This window comes from Pseudaeromonas sp. HNCC25DJ182 (assembly GCF_055413365.1).
This window is the reverse complement of record NZ_JBVAYG010000008.1, coordinates 113664-130891: the sequence shown is the minus strand read 5'-3', so window position 1 is coordinate 130891 and position 17228 is coordinate 113664. Positions and strand designations below refer to the sequence as shown.

13 protein-coding genes are annotated in these 17228 nt (G+C 54.8%); 8 read left to right on the top strand and 5 right to left on the bottom strand.

Features of this window, described 5'->3' with window-relative positions:
* Window positions 1-86: 86 nt before the first annotated feature.
* Complete coding sequence (locus tag ACZYUB_RS08695; protein ID WP_463947149.1) at window positions 87-386, top strand: DUF1889 family protein; 300 nt, start codon at window positions 87-89, stop codon at window positions 384-386.
* 422 nt (window positions 387-808) lie between these two features.
* The gene (locus tag ACZYUB_RS08690) at window positions 809-2449 is read left to right on the top strand and encodes a methyl-accepting chemotaxis protein (protein WP_463947147.1); all 1641 of its coding nucleotides are present in this window, start codon (window positions 809-811) and stop codon (window positions 2447-2449) included.
* Between the two features lie 127 nt (window positions 2450-2576).
* Here ACZYUB_RS08690 and ACZYUB_RS08685 read toward each other — a convergent pair whose 3' ends face one another.
* Together ACZYUB_RS08685 and ACZYUB_RS08680 are read right to left on the bottom strand one after the other, a co-directional pair.
* Window positions 2577-3185 (bottom strand): LysE family translocator, encoded by a 609-nt coding sequence (locus ACZYUB_RS08685; protein WP_463947145.1) that lies wholly within the window; start codon window positions 3183-3185, stop codon window positions 2577-2579.
* A gap of 144 nt (window positions 3186-3329) precedes the next feature.
* Window positions 3330-4277, bottom strand: a complete 948-nt coding sequence (locus tag ACZYUB_RS08680; RefSeq protein ID WP_463947143.1) for a LysR family transcriptional regulator — start codon at window positions 4275-4277, stop codon at window positions 3330-3332.
* Between the two features lie 383 nt (window positions 4278-4660).
* Between ACZYUB_RS08680 and ACZYUB_RS08675 the strand changes: the two genes are divergently transcribed.
* Window positions 4661-6055, top strand: coding sequence for an alpha-amylase family protein (locus ACZYUB_RS08675; RefSeq protein ID WP_463947142.1), 1395 nt, complete (start codon window positions 4661-4663; stop codon window positions 6053-6055).
* A 119-nt stretch (window positions 6056-6174) separates the two neighbouring features.
* Here ACZYUB_RS08675 and ACZYUB_RS08670 read toward each other — a convergent pair whose 3' ends face one another.
* Window positions 6175-6579: a DNA breaking-rejoining protein gene (locus tag ACZYUB_RS08670; protein ID WP_463947140.1), complete on the bottom strand. Its 405-nt coding sequence runs from the start codon at window positions 6577-6579 to the stop codon at window positions 6175-6177.
* Window positions 6580-6795: 216 nt separating this feature from the next.
* Between ACZYUB_RS08670 and ACZYUB_RS08665 the strand changes: the two genes are divergently transcribed.
* The 5 genes from ACZYUB_RS08665 (at window position 6796) to ACZYUB_RS08645 (ending at window position 15059) form a co-directional block, all read left to right on the top strand.
* Window positions 6796-8205, top strand: a complete 1410-nt coding sequence (locus ACZYUB_RS08665) for an anti-phage deoxyguanosine triphosphatase (RefSeq protein WP_463947138.1) — start codon at window positions 6796-6798, stop codon at window positions 8203-8205.
* Between the two features lie 7 nt (window positions 8206-8212).
* Entirely contained in the window at window positions 8213-9082 is an 870-nt protein-coding gene (locus tag ACZYUB_RS08660; protein ID WP_463947137.1) for an AraC family transcriptional regulator, read from the top strand.
* A 180-nt stretch (window positions 9083-9262) separates the two neighbouring features.
* Window positions 9263-10249 carry a DMT family transporter gene (locus ACZYUB_RS08655; protein WP_463947136.1) on the top strand — a complete coding sequence of 329 codons (987 nt, stop codon included), beginning with the start codon at window positions 9263-9265 and terminating at the stop codon, window positions 10247-10249.
* Window positions 10250-10422: 173 nt separating this feature from the next.
* Window positions 10423-13263, top strand: a complete 2841-nt coding sequence (locus ACZYUB_RS08650; RefSeq protein WP_463947135.1) for a choice-of-anchor Q domain-containing protein — start codon at window positions 10423-10425, stop codon at window positions 13261-13263.
* A gap of 278 nt (window positions 13264-13541) precedes the next feature.
* On the top strand, window positions 13542-15059 hold the full coding sequence (locus ACZYUB_RS08645; RefSeq protein WP_463947133.1) for a hypothetical protein: 1518 nt from the start codon (window positions 13542-13544) through the stop codon (window positions 15057-15059).
* A gap of 139 nt (window positions 15060-15198) precedes the next feature.
* On the opposite strand, the gene ACZYUB_RS08640 is transcribed toward ACZYUB_RS08645, so the two are convergent.
* Together ACZYUB_RS08640 and msrA are read right to left on the bottom strand one after the other, a co-directional pair.
* Window positions 15199-16428, bottom strand: coding sequence for a hypothetical protein (locus tag ACZYUB_RS08640; RefSeq protein WP_463947132.1), 1230 nt, complete (start codon window positions 16426-16428; stop codon window positions 15199-15201).
* Between the two features lie 140 nt (window positions 16429-16568).
* The gene (msrA, locus tag ACZYUB_RS08635) at window positions 16569-17210 is read right to left on the bottom strand and encodes a peptide-methionine (S)-S-oxide reductase MsrA (RefSeq protein ID WP_463947130.1); all 642 of its coding nucleotides are present in this window, start codon (window positions 17208-17210) and stop codon (window positions 16569-16571) included.
* Between the last annotated feature and the right edge of the window lie 18 nt (window positions 17211-17228).

The window sequence follows — 17228 nt, the reverse complement described above, 5'->3', positions numbered from 1 at the left end:
ATAGTTTCGTTGCGGCCAGAATTCAACATGACGATGTCGATCGTCGTTTTTGCCGGAAATGGCGAACCATAGATCCGGGAGTGACCATGAATAGTCTGTTGTTAAAAGCCCTGAAGTCGTTTTCCGCGACCTGCAATAAAGCCATGTTGCAAGCCAATGATGAGGATCGGATCAAGCTGACCCTCAAGGTGTTGCACAAGAATCGGATCCCCATCAATCCGGCGGAGATCGAGCCCTGGCTGGTCGCCAATCAATGGTCTTCGCGCTCCGTGACCAGCATCGTCGGCTGGGCGCAAACCATCAGCTCGGGTGGCAAGCTGCAGTTGAGCAACAAGAATCCCAAGCTGACTGAAAACGAGGTCTGGACCAAGCTCAATGCGCGCTGAGCCTGGCACCGAGGGCTGAGTATCACCTTCTCTTTTTTCTTTGGCTTAAAGCCGCGCCTTGATGGTTAGTTCGAGCCGGATACGGCCGCGGAGGCTTCGGTTCATCGTTGCCGATGAGCAAGTTGAGCGAGTTAAACAAGCGACCTGAGGGTCGCTTTTTTTTTTTGCTCTGGCTGGCAATAGTTTCGAACGAGCTCAGTGCTGAATCGATTTCTCATTTTGCGACTGCAGGCTGCAAGGCTATTTCGCAAACTGAGAATAATTCTTATCGAAATCACAAAATACCTGAGTAGAATCATCGGGTGTTGCTGTAATGTTGCTTGTCTGTTGCTGGCATGTTCCCTGCTTAGGCTCCTATCGTCCAACGCGCAGATGGTAGCCCGTTGCTCCAACCTTAATCCGTTTTTTCCAGGAGCTGTTTTATGAGAGTTAATCAGCCGGTAAGCCAACAAGAACGCCTGTTTTCCTCGGAGCAGAGCCTGATTTCCACCACAGATCTGCACAGCCATATCACAGACGCCAATGCGGCCTTCTGTGCCGTTGCCGGCTTCAGCCATGATGAGCTGGTGGGGCAACCCCATAATCTGGTGCGGCATCCCGATATGCCTACTGCCGCCTTTGCCAATATGTGGTCCTTCATTCAGAACAAGAAAAGCTGGATGGGTCTGGTCAAGAATCGCTGCAAAAATGGTGATCACTACTGGGTCAGTGCGTTTGTGACGCCCATCCAGGATGAACAGGGCCGTACCATCGAATACCAGTCGGTACGCACCTTGCCGAGCGAAGAAGAAAAACAACGCGCCAGCGCCGTCTACGCCCAACTGCAACAGGGCACCACACCGCGCGCGTTGCGTCAGCGCTGGTTGAACTGCGAAAGTGGGATCTGGGCAGCATGCTCTGTGCTGATCCTGGCTCTGGGCTGGCTGGGGATTGCTGGAGCCAACGTCTGGAATCAGGGACTGATGTGGGCGGCCTTGGGCTGTTTGTTATCCTGTGGCCGCCTCTTCTGGCAACGACTCGGCAGACTGCGCGCCCAAGCGCGCCATGATTTTGATAACCCATTGATGCAGTTGATTTATATCGGTCGGGTGGACAGCTTAGCCGAAATTGAATTGGCCATGCGGATGCGTCGGGCGGAGCTTCGTGCCGTGGTGGCTCGAACCACCGAGACCACCCAGAGTATCCTGGCGTCTGTGGAGCAGGATGTGCGTAATGCCGAATCCATCACGCATAACTTGTCCGGGCAACTGGGCCAAACCGATATGGTAGCTACGGCTGTGACCGAGATGGCGCAATCGATCCGCGAGGTGGCCCATAACGCCAGCGATACCGCGCGGTTGATCGAGGAGGCCAATAGTCTCTCCAGCACCGGACAAAGCGCGGTGAGCAAGTCCATCGCCGCTGTCGGCGGGGTCCATGAATCGCTCAGCAATGCCCAGACCGTGATCCATACCTTGGTCGAAAATTGCCGGGATATTGGTCGGGTGCTGGAGGTGATCAACGCCATTGCCAATCAGACCAATCTGTTGGCGCTCAATGCGGCCATCGAAGCGGCTCGGGCGGGAGATGCCGGGCGCGGTTTCTCGGTGGTCGCCGATGAAATTCGCTCGCTGGCAATCAAGACCCAAGCCTCGACCGGAGAGATCCAGTCCATGATTGCGCTGCTGCAGCAAAACTCGGCCAAGGCGGAGTCGGCCATGCTCAGCGGGTATAGCCTGTCGGATTCTTCGCGACAGCTGACGGCGGATACCGGTGAGGTGTTGCAGCAAATCCACCAGATGCTGGATAGTATTGCCCAGCTGGGTGCCCATATTGCCCACTCCATGGAGGAGCAGAGCGAAGTCACCGAGAGCATCCATCACAATGTGCTGACCATCCGGGAATTGGCCAGCGACTCGACCGATTCCAGCAAGAAGGCCGCGCTGCACATTTTGGGGCTCAGCGGTCGTCTGAGTGCCATGAATAAATTGGTGATGCAATTCCAGCGCTCGGCCGGCTCAAGCCGCAGCCGGAGTGCTCAGGAGGTCAGTTCCCGTATGCGCACCGCTACTGCAGAGAGCTAGTTTGCCGAAGGGGGTGTGTGATTCGATAGGGCGATACTCTCGGCCCTATCGTTTTTTCGTTCCTAACGTTTTTCGTCCCTGCCGTTTTTCGCCGCTGGCTGGATAAACCAGAGCGGAGTCGTGCCGATCAGAGTACTACCTTGATGGCCAAACCGAGCAGGATCAGGCCGCTGAGCTTGTCGATCAACCGGGCTCTGAGCTTGAGCTGGGTCAAGACCGGACCGTGAGAAAGCAGGAGTGCCACCAGACTGTACCACAGGGCATCAATGCCACCTGCGGTCAGCATCATCAGAATGCCTTCGCGCCAGCCGGTGTCCTGATGCACAAACTGACTGAACAGCGCGACAAAGAAGATCGCCAGTTGTGGGTTGAGAAAGGAGACTGCCAGCCCTTCCAGAGCACCGCGCTGACCGCTGGGGGCATGGGCGGTTTCCGCCTCGAGTTGGGATGATGCTTGGGCCAACAGGGCCTTGAGGCCGAGCCAGGCTAAAAATAAAGCACCGCCATACTGGATCGCCTGAAACAACCAAGGCGTGCGAGTGATGAGCAGCGCCAGCCCCAGCGCTGTGATGAGGGCGTAAACGCCGACGCCAACGCCATGGCCCAAACCGGTGGCGACCCCATGCAGACGTCCGCCCTGGACGGTATTGCGAATGATCAGTGCCAGACTGGGCCCCGGACTGATGGCGCCCATCAGGCAGATGGCGGCCAGCGCCAACCAGGTGGTGAATTCCATATCCTTTCCTTCTCTTCACACGCTTGTTTTGCCGGAGATGCGGGGCGACATCGTAGCCGGGCATCGAATGGACTCCAGCCTAGAGGGATTTTGATTATTCTAAAAATGAAATTAATGAATCAACAGTATTCAATATTGGAATTTCTATACCACCAATTGGGCTGCCAGATGTTGTTCGGCGGCTCGGGTGGCCTGTTGCAGATGGCCGCTAAGAAATGGAAAGACCAGCTCGCGGAACCAACGGTGGGCCGGATCCTGCTGATAGCGTTGGTGCCAGATCAGCTGGTAGTGCTGACGAGCACAGGCAAAGGGCAAGGGGCGCAGGATCAAGTCGTGCTCCTGTGCCAGCTGCCAGGCGATATGACTGGGGGTGCTGAGCAAACAATCAGTGCGCTTGAGGAGCTCTACCGCGGCCTGAAAGAAAGGCACCTTGGCAAACCAGCGGCGGCTGAGTCCGCGGGGGGCCAATACGCGCTCGATGGCACTCTCTTTATCGCCGCCACCGCTGACCTGCAGGTGGGCGGCCGCCAGGTACTCGGCCAAACCGAATGGTCGGCGGTTCAAGGGATGATCGCGACGCATGACAATCGCCAAACCATCCTCGCCCTGGCACTGACTGTTGAGCTGGGCGGGCAGAGTGTCGGTCAGTGTCGAGACCAGATCCAGCTCCAGGCTATGCAGTAAGGGGAGTTGCTCCTTGTGCCACAGACTGTACTCCAAGGCGGCGTGGGGAGCCGCCTGGGCCAGTGCTTCGCCGATCTCCGGCAATATGTACTGGGCCACATAATCCGAAGAGGCCAGACGAAATACCCGCTGGCACTCGGCCGGTTCAAAATGGACGGGAGCGTAGAGTTCGTCCAACACTTCCAGCGTGTGGCTCAGGCTTTGCAGCAAGAGCTCGGCGCGTGGCGTCAACAGCCAGCGCTGGCCTTCCCGTACCAGCAATTCATCGGCAAATTCCTGTCGCAACTGGGCCAACTGTTTGCTGATGGAGGGCTGACTTAAGTGCTGCAGCTCGGCGGCACGACTGACGCTGCGGGTTTCCAGCAGCGCCTTAAGGGTAGGCAGCAGGTTGAGATTGACGTGGCGCATGGTGGACCTCGACAACGGCGTGAGACCACATCTTATCCGATCTGCCGCTGAGCCGTGAGGTCAGGAACAAGCGTGTTCGTGCGGCATTTCATCGGGAAATTGGATAGAAAGCTAGGTTAGACAGCATTTTCTCGAGTTCAGCTGTCACAGTAAAGAGCTCGCCTTGAATCCCTTTTTAGAGTAAAAATCCAATTTAACGCTATTTTATTTTTGTATTGACGACTAAATGAGCGCAATCACAAAATTATTAACCAAAAATGATCGATATCACGATATTGCTGGGCGCATGTTGTCGGTTTATTCGTCACTCGGCACTCTGCTGCTGCTCATTCGGTGAGCAATTGATGAATGGATAACAAAAACGACACATGAAGGAAACCGATATGAATTGTAAAACCAGGATTGCCTTGTTGCTGGGTAGCTTGTTGGCCTGCCAGGCCGCCAGTGCCGACGTCATCATGCATGCGTTCAACTGGAAATATGCCGATGTGACCGCCAAGGCCAGCGATATTGCTGCGGCCGGGTACAAGGTGGTGTTGATTTCTCCGCCGCTCAAGTCTTCCGGCTCCGAGTGGTGGGCGCGCTACCAGCCCCAGGACTACCGGGTGATTGACACCCCCTTGGGCAACAAGCAGACCCTGAAAACCATGATCGATACCCTCTCGGCCAAAGGGATCCGGGTGTATGCCGATGTGGTGCTCAACCATATGGCCAACGAGAGCTGGAAGCGTAGCGATCTGAACTATCCGGGCTCTGAGGTGCTGGGCAACTATGCGCAGAACGCCACCTACTTCAACGCGCAAAAACTGTATGGCGATCTGGCGGTCAACTTCCTGGGTGCCAGTGATTTCCATCCGGCCGGTTGCATCACCAACTGGAATGATCCGGGCAATGTGCAGTACTGGCGTCTGTGTGGCGGCAGTGGCGACACCGGGCTGCCGGATCTAAACCCCAATAACTGGGTGGTCAGTCAGCAGCAGTCCTATCTGAGTGCTCTGAAGGCGCTCGGCATCAAGGGCTTCCGCGTCGATGCGGTCAAGCATATGGATAACTACCATCTGAATGCGGTCTTCACCCCGACCATCATCAGTGGCATGCATGTGTTTGGTGAGGTGATCACCTCCGGCGGCGCCGGCAACAGCGACTATGACAAGTTCCTCAAACCCTATCTGGATAACACCAGCCATGGAGCCTATGACTTCCCGCTGTTTGCCTCAATCCGTGCTGCGCTGGCCTATGGTGGCAGCATGAATCAGCTGTATGATCCGGGCGCCTATGGTCAGGCCTTGCCGGGTAGTCGGGCCGTGACTTTTGCCATTACCCACGATATCCCGACCAACTCGGGGTTCCGCTACCAAATCATGAACCAGACCGACGAGAAGCTGGCCTACGCCTACATCCTCGGTCGCGATGGTGGCACGCCCATGGTCTACACCGACCACAACGAGAGTAACGATGGCAGCCGCTGGGTCGATTATTACAAGCGCGCGGATATCAAGGCGATGATCAAGTTCCACAATGCCATGCAGGGTAAACCGATGCAGATGCTGGGCAGCAGTGATTGCGTGGTGGCCTTCAAGCGCGGCAAGGTTGGCGTCGTCGGCATCAACAAGTGCGACACGGCCCAGGATCTGTGGGTGGATACCTACAAGTACGAGTTTGACTGGAACCGCACCTACCGCGATGTACTCGATACCACCCAGACCATGCAGGTGACCGCCCAGTGGCACAAGTTGACCATCCCGGCTCGTGGTGCTCGGATGTGGATTGAAGAATAAGTTATCCGCTTGTCTTACAAAAACGCCGGCTCTGCCCGGCGTTTTTTTGTCAGCATTTTCCTGGCTCGACTCGATGAGGCTATGTCTGGTCCGCTCATCAGAGCCAATACCTCTAGTCTTCAGTTGGTAATGCCGATATCCAGCTTGAAGCTATGCGGGGTTGAAGATTGCTCGGCGGCACCCATCTGGTAGACGCGGATGCGGTACTGACCACTGGCGGGTAGTTTGCCTTCAAAGCGATTACCGAGGGTCGAGCCGATGAAGATGGCCTCTTCGCTCTTGGGGGGGAGAACATTGAAGTAGGTGCTGGATTTACCGGTGAGGTTCACCACCATGCTCTGGCCTGCCTTGGCGCCGAGGACGTAATCCAGTGTCTGACGCCCGGCGATCTTGCCCTGGAGGCTCGTGTTGGATTCTCCTGATTTAAATTGGACTTGCTCTACTTTGATGCCATCTTCGGCCATAGCCGCAGGCTGGGTGAGGAAACTCCAACAGAGTGCGGTGGCGATCAGAGCTCGTTTCATGTGTGACTCCTGTAGTGGAAACCGTTAGGCAAGTGTGCGTTGCCAAGACGCTATCATGTTGATACCACTTCCTTAGCCTAATCTGGATGGTGTCGTTCGTCATCACCCGACGGGGGACGTCATGATTTTTCAGCCTCATGGGGTAATCACCCTGATGCTGTTTTCCGGCTTGTGATGCCGTATGCTGGGCATCACGACTGGTCAGTGGGGCATGGCATGGCGATTCAGGGAGTTGGAGCTGAGTGGGGAGAGCGACGCTCTTCAACGGGCGGGGCGAGCCGGGGCAAGGTCGCGGCTCCTGCCGCCAAAGAGGAGAGCGGCAAGAGCCCGGATCTGGATTTTCTGGCGCGCATCGATCGCAGCCGCATCACCCACTCGGCCGCCTTTCGTCGTCTGCAGGGCAAGACCCAGGTGGTCGGTGTCGGCGAGAACGACTTCTTCCGCACCCGCTTGACCCATTCCCTGGAAGTGGCCCAGATCGGCGCGTCACTGGCCAACCGCCTGGCCTGGTATGGCAAGCGGGAAGGGATGGAAGAGCTGGCGCCCTGGGTGCCGCCCGAGCACCTCATCGAGACTGCCTGTCTGGCCCACGATATCGGCCATCCGGCCTTCGGCCACAATGGCGAGAAGATCCTCAACTACTACATGCTGGAATTTGGCGGTTTCGAGGGCAATGGCCAGACCCTGCGCATCCTCAGCCGGCTGGGTGAATACTCTGATGGTTTCGGTTACGACTTCACCCGCCGAACCCTGCTGGCGGTGCTGAAATATCCGGTGCTGTTCGGCGAGGTGGCGCCGGATTATCCCGAGCGCCCGCTGGCGACACCACGCAATCTGACCCCCTGGCATCCGCCCAAGTGTATCCACAATGATGAGTCCGAGATCCGCGACTGGTTGTTGGCACCGTTCAGCGACGCGGACCGTCATCTGTTCTGTACTCCGGTCGCTGTGGAGAAGGTGGAGGCGGGGATCCGCATCAAGGGGTTGCGTGCCGCCCATAAGAGTCTCGATTGCAGCGTGATGGAGATTGCCGACGATATCGCCTACGGTGTGCACGATCTGGAAGACGCGCTGGCGGTAGGGCTGCTCAGTCCGCACAAGGTGGCGGATGAACTTGGCGAGCTGTTGGCCGAAGTCGCCCGGCTGGAGAGTCGCAAGAATCGCGAACCGGATTATTACGCCAAGCGGATTGCCAGCGGTGAGCCGCGTTTGCTCAAGCAGGCGATCACCAATCTGGTCCATGTGCTGGTGACCCAGACTGAACCGGTGACGTTGGGGCTGTTCGACCATCCGTTGCTGGATTATCGCCTGCGCTTGCGATCCGAAGCCGAGTCTATTCTCAAACGGCTGAAGGGCTATGTATTTGACGAGGTGATCGCCCAGCCGCGTATTCGCACCCTGGAATACAAGGGACAGCAGATCATCGCCGAGCTGTTCGAGGCATTTCGCGATAACCCCGGCGATCTGCTGCCGCGTTCGGTCTCGGCCAAGATCACCCCGGGCAGTCGTCACTCCCTGCATCGCACCGTGTGTGACTACATCGCCAGCATGAGTGACGGTGAAGCGACCGCCATCTATCAGCGGCTGTTCCTGCCGGGTAACGGCTCCATCTTCGAGCCCTGGTGATACCTTGATGCCGCCCCTGTTCATTCCTCCGGATCAGCACCAGACACCCGCTCGGCCAGAGCTCAAGCGGGAGGTCTGTTTCTGGCGTTCACCGGCATGCCCCGGGGTTGAGCTCAGACGCGCCAGCTACCGACGGCAGACCTTCCATCGCCACACCCATCCGGTCTATTCCCTCGGCCTGGTGCTCAGCGGCAGCACTGCATTTGACTATTGTGGACAGCACTTTTGTGCCCAAACCGGGGATCTGGTCCTGATTGCACCGGGAGTGGTCCATGACTGCAATCCGCAAGGGGATGCGCCGCTCAGTTACTGGATGTTTTATCTGGATGCGGCCGTGTTGGGGGCCCCGACTGCCGATAGGGCGACTCCGCCGCCGGTCCTCGCCGATCCCGAGCTGTGGCAACGTTGGCAGCAATTGGCCCAGCATCTGGTGCATCTCTGCCAACTGCCCCCCGAACTGGAGGCGGCGGCGGCCGCGACTTGGCAACTTGAGTTGCAACAGGTATGGCAGCAGACCTGGCAGCGCTGGCCGCAACCGCGTCTGTCGGCTCCAGCCGGTACGCCATTGCCCTGGTTACAGCAGGTGCAATCCCAATTGGCTGCCGAGCTGGCACATCCGGTGGCGCTGAGCGAGTTGAGTGTCCAGGTCGGTATCAGCCCCAGCCATTTGAACCGGCGTTTTGGCGCCGCGCTGGGGTTACCGCCCCATCGCTATCATTTACAACTGCGGATTGATGCCGCCAAGCGCAAGCTGGCGGCGGGGGAGTCGATCGTTCAGGTGGCCGCCGATTTGGGCTTTAGCGATCAGAGCCATTTTACCCGCCTGTTCAGCCGGGTGGTGGGGGCAACCCCGGCGCAGTATCAGCAACGACGCTAGGAAGTAAAAGGCGCCGGGAGGTAAAAGGCGCTCCTGTTCATCAACAGGAGGGGGAGCCATGGTTGTGGAGCGTGAATGCGGCGAGTTGACCGGCCGTGAGCGCAATATCATGCCAGACCCGCCGATAGCCGCAGCGTAAGATAACCCCATCGACGTTGCTTTTTGGAACCCAGTTGCCCCATGACTACCTCTGCGGATACCGCCTGTACATCCTCCTCTCGCCTCGCTGCCGATACGGTCTCTTTCACCCGGGCATCTCGTCCCTACACCGGCTGGGCGCTGCTGGCCTTGACCGGTGCCGTGCTGCTGTGGGGAACCTCCTATGCCGCCACCAAAACGGCCTTGGGCTATTTCTCCCCTTGGCTGTTGATCTGGCTGCGGATGGTGATGGCATCCCTGGTGTTATTGCCCTTCTGGCACCGGTTGCCCAAGCCGGTCTATCAGGCCGGGGATTGGAAATGGTTGCTGGGACTCGGGGTGCTGCAACCCTGTCTCTACTTTCTACTCGAGGTGCAGGCGCTGCAGTTTACCAGCTCGGGGCAGGCGGGAACGGTCGCCGCTCTGGCGCCGCTGTTTGTCGCGTTGCTGGCCTGGATCTGGCTCAAGGAGCGGATGGGGCTCAACGGCATTCTGGGGCTGTTGCTCTCCCTGAGCGGTGTAGTGCTGTTGTCGCTGGGGGCCGGACACAACCAGTCAGCACCCAACCCCCTACTGGGCAATGCCTTGCAGCTGCTGGCCATGCTCTGCATCGCCTTTTATATGGTGATCCTCAAGCGGCTGAGCAGTCGCTACGACACCTGGTGGTTGACCGGAACCCAGAATCTGCTCGGTGTACTGTTCTTTCTGCCGGGGATCTGGCTGGCGCCGGAAGGGACTCTCGCCGCTGCGCCGCAAAGCGCCTGGCTCAGCGTGCTCTATCTGGGCGGGCTGGTGACGCTTGGCGGTTTTGGTCTCTATAACATGGCGATGCGCTGGATCCCGGCCTCCCAGGCGGCGATGAGCATCAACTTGGTACCGTTGATCGCGTTACTCATGGGGTGGTTGTGGCTGGATGAGTCGCTCAGCCTGCTGCAGTCGGTCGCTGCGTTGGCCATTTTCGGCGGTGTGGTGTTGGGGCAGTGGCCGACGTCGTTGAGCTGGCGTAAGCGAGAAGTGTGTGTGCGGTAATGCAGACGTGGTTATCGACTGCGCTCCACCGGGCCTAAGTCATCAGCGTTGGTTTACATATGTTTACAGTCGTGAGCTCTCTCATAGATTGGTAAAAAAGTAATCGCTGGCGTTGCTATAGAGCAAAAGCCCGATAGATTGGCATCCAATTGATACCTAACTGGATGATAACTATGAAATGGAGTGCGGGAATTGTAGCGGTATTGTTACTGGCGGGCTGTGGCGGCGGTGGGGGCAGCGGTGGTACCGATACGGGGGGAGGCAGCTCGGGAGGTAGTGAGGATCGGGATTTGCTGGCTCTCTATCAGGGGGTCAAGGACGATGTGGTCCTCAATGAGAGCAACCAAGCGGCTTATATAAAACAGCTCTATATTGCAGCTGATGCGCCTGAACATGATGCTTTATTACCCACTGTAGCCGCAAGAGCTCGGGCTCGTTTGCCTGCGCCACATGCGGCTATGGCACTGCGTCGAGACTCCCGCAAACAGATCAATGAACGTCTGGAGTGCATCACTGGCTCCGGGACTGTCTCGGGGAAGCTGGATGATAATACCGGAGTTGGTACTCTGACGTATCAGTTTAATGATTGTTATCAGAGTGGTTTTTATTTGTCTGGAAAGCAGGCCATTAAATACCTGCGTTGGGATTTGAATAATATCACCCCGCTCGATTATATCATCAGTAATGATAAGTTGCGTTATTCACTCAATGATGATTATCAAGAGTTAAATGGCGATTTAACGGTGACAGATCAGGGTCAGTGTAGTGAAGTCACCATAGAGAATATGCTATATAGCAGTAACGACAAAACATCAGATGTATATGTTGATCATCTCACCACCAAGAATTTGTGTGATAGACTTGATATATCGGGATCTCTTTATCTCGCCAAAACTGGGAAAGTATCAATTTCTACATCGCAGAATTATAGCATGGGGGATATATATAGTAATGTTCCCAATCAAAAGTATACATTGCCAATATCTGGTTACCTTCGTCTGACAGGTAAGCACAGTTCATTGAATATAGCTAGTCAAAAGGTAATGCCTGACTATTCACATTTAGAGGAAAGAAGGACAACCATTTCTCTTGATCAGGACGGCGATGGTAAATCAGAACATTTGTATGATATGCCGACCTGGTATCTGGGAGTTGATGTTTTAGTAAACTTCTCAGATTCTGATCGTGATGGTATGTGGGATGGCTGGGAAAAATTTTATGGTTCAGATCCAGCGGTCGATGATCGAGGCCTAGACTCTGATGATGATGGTTTAAGTAACTACCTCGAGTTTATTGTTGGCTCGTCAATAAACGATCGATTCGACAACGCAGGGCCTATTGACAATAGCCTGCATTTGTCTATTGAACAACCCGAGCTTATTTATCAGAATGATAAATCTGTTGTGTCGATATCTATAATAGGAACAGTTTCCCCTTGGCTTAAAAACTATAAGATTCGTGACGATTTGATACTGGATATGTCGTTGTTCAAAGGTATCGATGTTACTCCTAGCACTAACTCACCGTGTGTCTATAACAAAAATAGTGAGAAACTCATCTGTAAAAATATTGATCTCTCGCAATTTGCTAGCGATTCGCCTCAAACGCTCTCTCTGGGAGATATAGCCATAACGCTGCATGGCGTTCCCTTGTCATCTTACTTGAGCTCCAGTTGGAGTGGTGATCTGCAGATAAGATCTGGATCTATTGATTTAAAAATATCTGCTTCGGATGCAACCTATACAATCTCAGAGATGACGCATGCGTGGGGAATTGAATCTATTAATAATCACATGACATTCCCGGTTTATTTCCATTCAAATAGAAATGGTTGGCCATCGAAAGTTTCTATCCATGGCGAATGGACCGATTCAGACCTGAAAATCAATAGCTTTGAACCTATTGTATCCAGTAACAATAGCTGGAATTGCAACTATACAGATAACAGTTTCACGTGCGATGTGATTCTAGGTTACTTTTCCTCTCTAATGGGCGGGAATATTATCTTCGATAAGCCATCTGCTGTTGGAACCCATGATATTTCGTTTACGGTCACGACCTATTATGGTGCTTTGACAGAAACCACAACAAGTAAGTCCTTGCTTGTGGTTGGGCATGACACATCCACTATCAATCAAGAAATATTGAATGCTCAGCATCAAGGTCAATTAGAATATACTATTCCAGATGGTATTTATGTAGGTGCAGTTCAGGCGGGGAATGTTGATGGTTTTATTCTGAAAGGTAGTCCCAATAGTCAGTTGTGGCTGTATAACCCAGAGAGCTCAGATTATTTATCAGAAAGCCTTGGTTATTCTTATAGCATAAATGTTGATGTATTAGATGGGGTAACTATCTACACGCCTTCTGCTGCCCCTATCCATGCTGGTAAAACAATTAAAAATTGTAATATAACCATAAATGGTCATGGACGACCAAATGGCCATTTTGTTGTTTCTGGTTTAATTGAGTCACCAGTGGTGGAGGGGAATAAAATAGTAATGGACTACTATGTTGATTATCTGTTTGCCGTTCGCCAAGATTTTAATTTAAAAAACAACTTAATTGTGAACAAAGCAAATGGTTCCTCATGGTTGATAAGAGATGTATGTGCGCATAACAACACTGTTGGATTGATTAACAATACATTCGTAGGGACAGGTGTTATACATCCGTGCCCGGGGTCTGTTGCAAGCTTTGAGTTTAAGAATAATTTATTTATTGCTGCGCATGGCAGTGAAAAGGAATCACTGTTTAATGGCAATAATTATGACCAACAATTAATTACCAATAATATTTTCCCTGTTGGTTACAGTGCCATCGGTGGAAATAACCTGTTCACCGACAATCCTGGCGTTGATATCAATCATGACTATCTGTTGCAGGCGGATAGCCCGGCACGGGATGCGGGTGTTGTCGTGGATGGTCTTGGCGATACCGATTGGCAAGGTTTACCACGGGTTGTTGGTGCTGCCCCGGATATAGGTGCTAGCGAGTATCAAATCGCCCCGTAAACAGAGGGGATCCATAACCAAGGGGGGCTTTCAAAGCCCCCTGTTTTATTGAAGGGTTTCGGCTGACGATTTACTTCTGCATCCCTACCCGTTATCCCCAGAGCGGTTAACCTTTTCCTGGGCCATCAATGCTGGTTATGTCTAAATGCCTTACGTTTATTTACATTTTGGGAGGCGCGTCACTTTCGGAATATCTCGTATTTTCCATTGCTTGTTGATTTGAGAAATCACTCTAAAGTGTTGCCGTTTGAATCATTATCTAACGGGATACGACAAGAATGAAGAAGCAACTTACGCTGATGTTGATGGCGATATTGTCCGGTTGTGGGGGCGGCGGAGACAATACAACCCAACCGGCCCCGTCGCTGCTGGAGCAGTATGGTGGCAATCAGCAAAAGGCCACACTGAATTACACCGATGTACCACTCTATACCCAATTGGCGTTGCAACAGCCGGAAAGCTATATGTCGGTCATGAGTACCATGACCCAGCGTGCAGCCGGTGCTGCGCTATCACCGCGTACACTTTCCCGGATGGAGCCGGCCTCCAGTTACAGTTTTTCCTGTGATTCGGGTAGCGGTCTTATTGGGGGGCAACTCAATGAGTGGACGGATCAAGGCACTCTGTATCTCGACTTCGATCACTGCCAATTGGATGGTGTGGAGCTGCAGGGGCGCCAGACATTGGCCATCAGTCGCTGGGATCAGACACTGGATGAGCCACTGGATTATGTGATTACCAACAATGTCACGCAGACGTCAGACCAAGGCGTGCAGCAGCAGGTCAAGGGGACGGTAACGGTCAAGAATGCAGGTCAGTGTGATCAGTTGGCGGTCACGGACATGCTATATAAGGCGGCGGACCCGCAAGATGATATCTATATCGGGGATCTACGTAATTCCCGCGAGTGTGACTACACCAAGACCCACTATAACCAGACTATCAGTGGTGATCTCTATTTGGGAACGAAAGGTAAGGTCCGGGTTTTCACTGAGTTGAACTCGGTGATGGATGATGGTTATTTCTCCATGACGGACATCCAGTGGAACGACGATTCTTATCTGGTACCTGATAACGGGACAATCGGTCTTCTGGGTGAGGCTTCCTCCATGACGCTGAGGTTTGATGACCTGATTTATGATGGTGCGGGAAGCTCATCTCGTAGTGTCAGCATTCATTCGGTAAAAAGTGGCGAAATAAAGACCGCCTATGTTCCCCGGGCTTATCTGTTTGATCCTCGCATCAAATCGCTACGCGATAGCGATGGCGATGGTATGTGGGATGACTGGGAGGCGATTGTCGGACTCGATCCGCAACATGATGATGCGGGTGAGGATCCGGATGGCGATTTGTCAACCAATCTGGCCGAGTTCTTGGGTGGAACCATGCCGTTGGATACTTATAGTACTCCAGCCGCGATCACGACTCGCCTATGGATCGACTCCAAACCGAAAGTGGGGGCGGCGGTAACGGGTTCCCTCACCTGGCTGCCAGAAACGGACCTCCTGTACTCCAACGGCGTGAGGGGTGAGGTGGTTTTCGATGTGGGCCAGGTTCCTGAGCTGGCGATCAGTTCGCCCTTGTGTCAGCCGGAAAATGCGGGTCAGCAGCTACGTTGTACCTTGGATCTGTCGTCATACAAACGAGAGCCATACTCAGGATCCTACGGCTATCAACTCGGCGATTTTACGATTACCGCCAATACTGCCGGTGAATATGTCATTCCCTATCACCTGGAAAGCCGGGCCTTCTTGCCAATTCATTCAAGCATGGTGGTGACGGTTTCCGCGGATTAACACGACAAACTAAAACTGAACTATCAAAAGGGGCCTACGGCCCCTTTTGACTGATGGTCAGCCGTAAGTGCCATAGGGGGCTACCACTGCATCGAGGGGATAAGCGGCCCTTGGCCATAAGTCTGGTGCCGCTGGACGCTTAAACCCGCAAATCGATCTGTTGCACGGTACCGGCTTTGCCATCTTCTGTCAGATAAAGGCCGGTCTGGCGCAGTACGGCCGGGCTTTCGCCGTCGGTGCCCTGGTGGGCCGCCAGATGCATAAAGGGAGTGGCGGTGGCATTGAGGATGATGGCGCCGATCTGCTTGTCGCCCAGCGTCAGCAGGGCTTCGCCAGGGCGGAACAGCCGCAGCTCGGCAAACACGCTATCACCCTCATCGATGACACCATTCCCATCCTGATCAAACTGTGCCAGATCGGCAAAGCCGTTGCTGCTCTGCACGCCGAACAGCTCGGTCCCATTGTCGATCTGGCCATTGCCGTTGCGATCCAGCGCCAGAAAGGTTGAACCGCTGGCCAACATCGGCAGGCGTTCCTGCACGCCATCGCCGCTCAGATCGAAGTCGAAACGGGCTTGTGTGAAGCCGGCGACCTGACCTTCCAGATTCAGTACCAGGGGATCTTTGAGAGCCGAGGCTTTGGTCAACCGTTCGCTCACTTCCGTCAATTGGTAATCCAGCGCAAAACCAAGATCAATCTGGATCTCGCGGCCATCGTCTGTGGTGACCGAGCCCTTGGCGACAAAGCGCAGTTGCTCCTGCTCCATCTTGAGTTCGGTGACTTGCACCGTCTGATCGACGGCTGGCGGCGCTTCGGCAGGAGTGGTGGTTGGGGCAGCCGCTGTGCTCGGGATCGTTGCTCCGCCTGAGGTGGCAACACTCTGAGCATCTGCCGGGCGTGAGCCACCGAGGTGGATCTTGATACCGGTCATGGCCTCCAGCAGGGCCTTGAGAATGCGCATATGGCTATCCAGCGATAGATCTCCTTCGTCCAATCCGCTCAGGCTCGCTGTGCTGCCGCTGGCGGTGGATTGAAAGTTGTGCAACTGGGGCTGCTCCTGCGCGCGCTCGGCACGAAATTTCTCCAGTTGTCGCGCCCCTTCGCTAGCTTGCTGCTCCTTGGCCAGACGGGCCAGCTCCCGACGGTTGAGGGTCGTGGCCTGCTGGACTTCGGCGGGCTGGTAGTTGCTGCTCAAGGGGGTGATCTGGGTGCTACTGACGGCCATCTCGCGGTACTGTTCACTGCGCTGGCTGACGCGGATCTCCTGGGCGGGAAGTGGTTGGCCGCTGACGGTGACCTGCTGACGTATCTGTTGCTGCTGGTGTTGATGCTCAGCCGCCTGCACCAGCTTCTGATTGGTAATACGCATGGCAGACATCCTGCTCGAACGGAGGTTATACCCTGAGTATCGGCCGCCATCAGCCAGGGATTAACATCATTTAGCTATAAAAAAACGGGCTGACAGAGGATTCCTCTCTCAGCCCGTCCCCGGTGAGTACTCACTCGCTTTTAGCCTTGGAGGGACGGCGGTAGACAGACTCCGATGCCGCCCAGGCCGCAATACCCTTGCGGATTTTTTGCCAGATATTGCTGGTGATACTCTTCGGCGAAATAGAACACCGGAGCCGGCGTGATCTGGGTCGTGACCGGGCGAGGATCCTGAGCCGCGACCATGGCCTGTTGGAAGGCTTGGCGACTGGCTTCGGCCGCTGCGGCCTGAGTGTCATTCAGCGTGAACAGCACCGAGCGGTACTGGGTACCGATATCGCCGCCCTGGCGCATACCCTGTGCCGGGTCGTGCTGCTCCCAGAATAATTTCAGCAGATCGGCGTAGCGGATCTGCTGGGGATCAAATACCACCAGCACGCTTTCGGCATGGCCTGTCAGACCACTACAGACTTCCTGATAGGTGGGGTTGGGCGTAAAGCCGCCCTGATAACCGACCGCGGTGGTATAGACGCCGGCCTGCTGCCAGAACAGGCGCTCGACACCCCAGAAACAGCCCATGGCAAAATAGGCCAACTCCAGACCCGCCGGATAGGGCGCCAACATGGAGTGACCGGAAACAAAGTGCTGGGGATTGAGGCGCATGGCCTCGTCGCGACCGGGTAGTGCCTCGGCCGCGCTGATCAGTTCAGTCTTGCTGTGCATTGGGGATCCTTATTGCTG

What these genes read in the sequence shown, in the direction of transcription:
- ACZYUB_RS08640 (WP_463947132.1), bottom strand. Translation starts at nt 16,428, where the DNA reads ATGCGTATTACCAATCAGAAGCTGGTGCAGGCGGCTGAGCATCAACAC.
- msrA (WP_463947130.1), bottom strand. Translation starts at nt 17,210, where the DNA reads ATGCACAGCAAGACTGAACTGATCAGCGCGGCCGAGGCACTACCCGGT.
- ACZYUB_RS08685 (WP_463947145.1), bottom strand. Translation starts at nt 3,185, where the DNA reads ATGGAATTCACCACCTGGTTGGCGCTGGCCGCCATCTGCCTGATGGGC.
- ACZYUB_RS08645 (WP_463947133.1), top strand. Translation starts at nt 13,542, where the DNA reads ATGAAGAAGCAACTTACGCTGATGTTGATGGCGATATTGTCCGGTTGT.
- ACZYUB_RS08675 (WP_463947142.1), top strand. Translation starts at nt 4,661, where the DNA reads ATGAATTGTAAAACCAGGATTGCCTTGTTGCTGGGTAGCTTGTTGGCC.
- ACZYUB_RS08650 (WP_463947135.1), top strand. Translation starts at nt 10,423, where the DNA reads ATGAAATGGAGTGCGGGAATTGTAGCGGTATTGTTACTGGCGGGCTGT.
- ACZYUB_RS08680 (WP_463947143.1), bottom strand. Translation starts at nt 4,277, where the DNA reads ATGCGCCACGTCAATCTCAACCTGCTGCCTACCCTTAAGGCGCTGCTG.
- ACZYUB_RS08660 (WP_463947137.1), top strand. Translation starts at nt 8,213, where the DNA reads ATGCCGCCCCTGTTCATTCCTCCGGATCAGCACCAGACACCCGCTCGG.
- ACZYUB_RS08695 (WP_463947149.1), top strand. Translation starts at nt 87, where the DNA reads ATGAATAGTCTGTTGTTAAAAGCCCTGAAGTCGTTTTCCGCGACCTGC.
- ACZYUB_RS08665 (WP_463947138.1), top strand. Translation starts at nt 6,796, where the DNA reads ATGGCGATTCAGGGAGTTGGAGCTGAGTGGGGAGAGCGACGCTCTTCA.
- ACZYUB_RS08690 (WP_463947147.1), top strand. Translation starts at nt 809, where the DNA reads ATGAGAGTTAATCAGCCGGTAAGCCAACAAGAACGCCTGTTTTCCTCG.
- ACZYUB_RS08655 (WP_463947136.1), top strand. Translation starts at nt 9,263, where the DNA reads ATGACTACCTCTGCGGATACCGCCTGTACATCCTCCTCTCGCCTCGCT.
- ACZYUB_RS08670 (WP_463947140.1), bottom strand. Translation starts at nt 6,579, where the DNA reads ATGAAACGAGCTCTGATCGCCACCGCACTCTGTTGGAGTTTCCTCACC.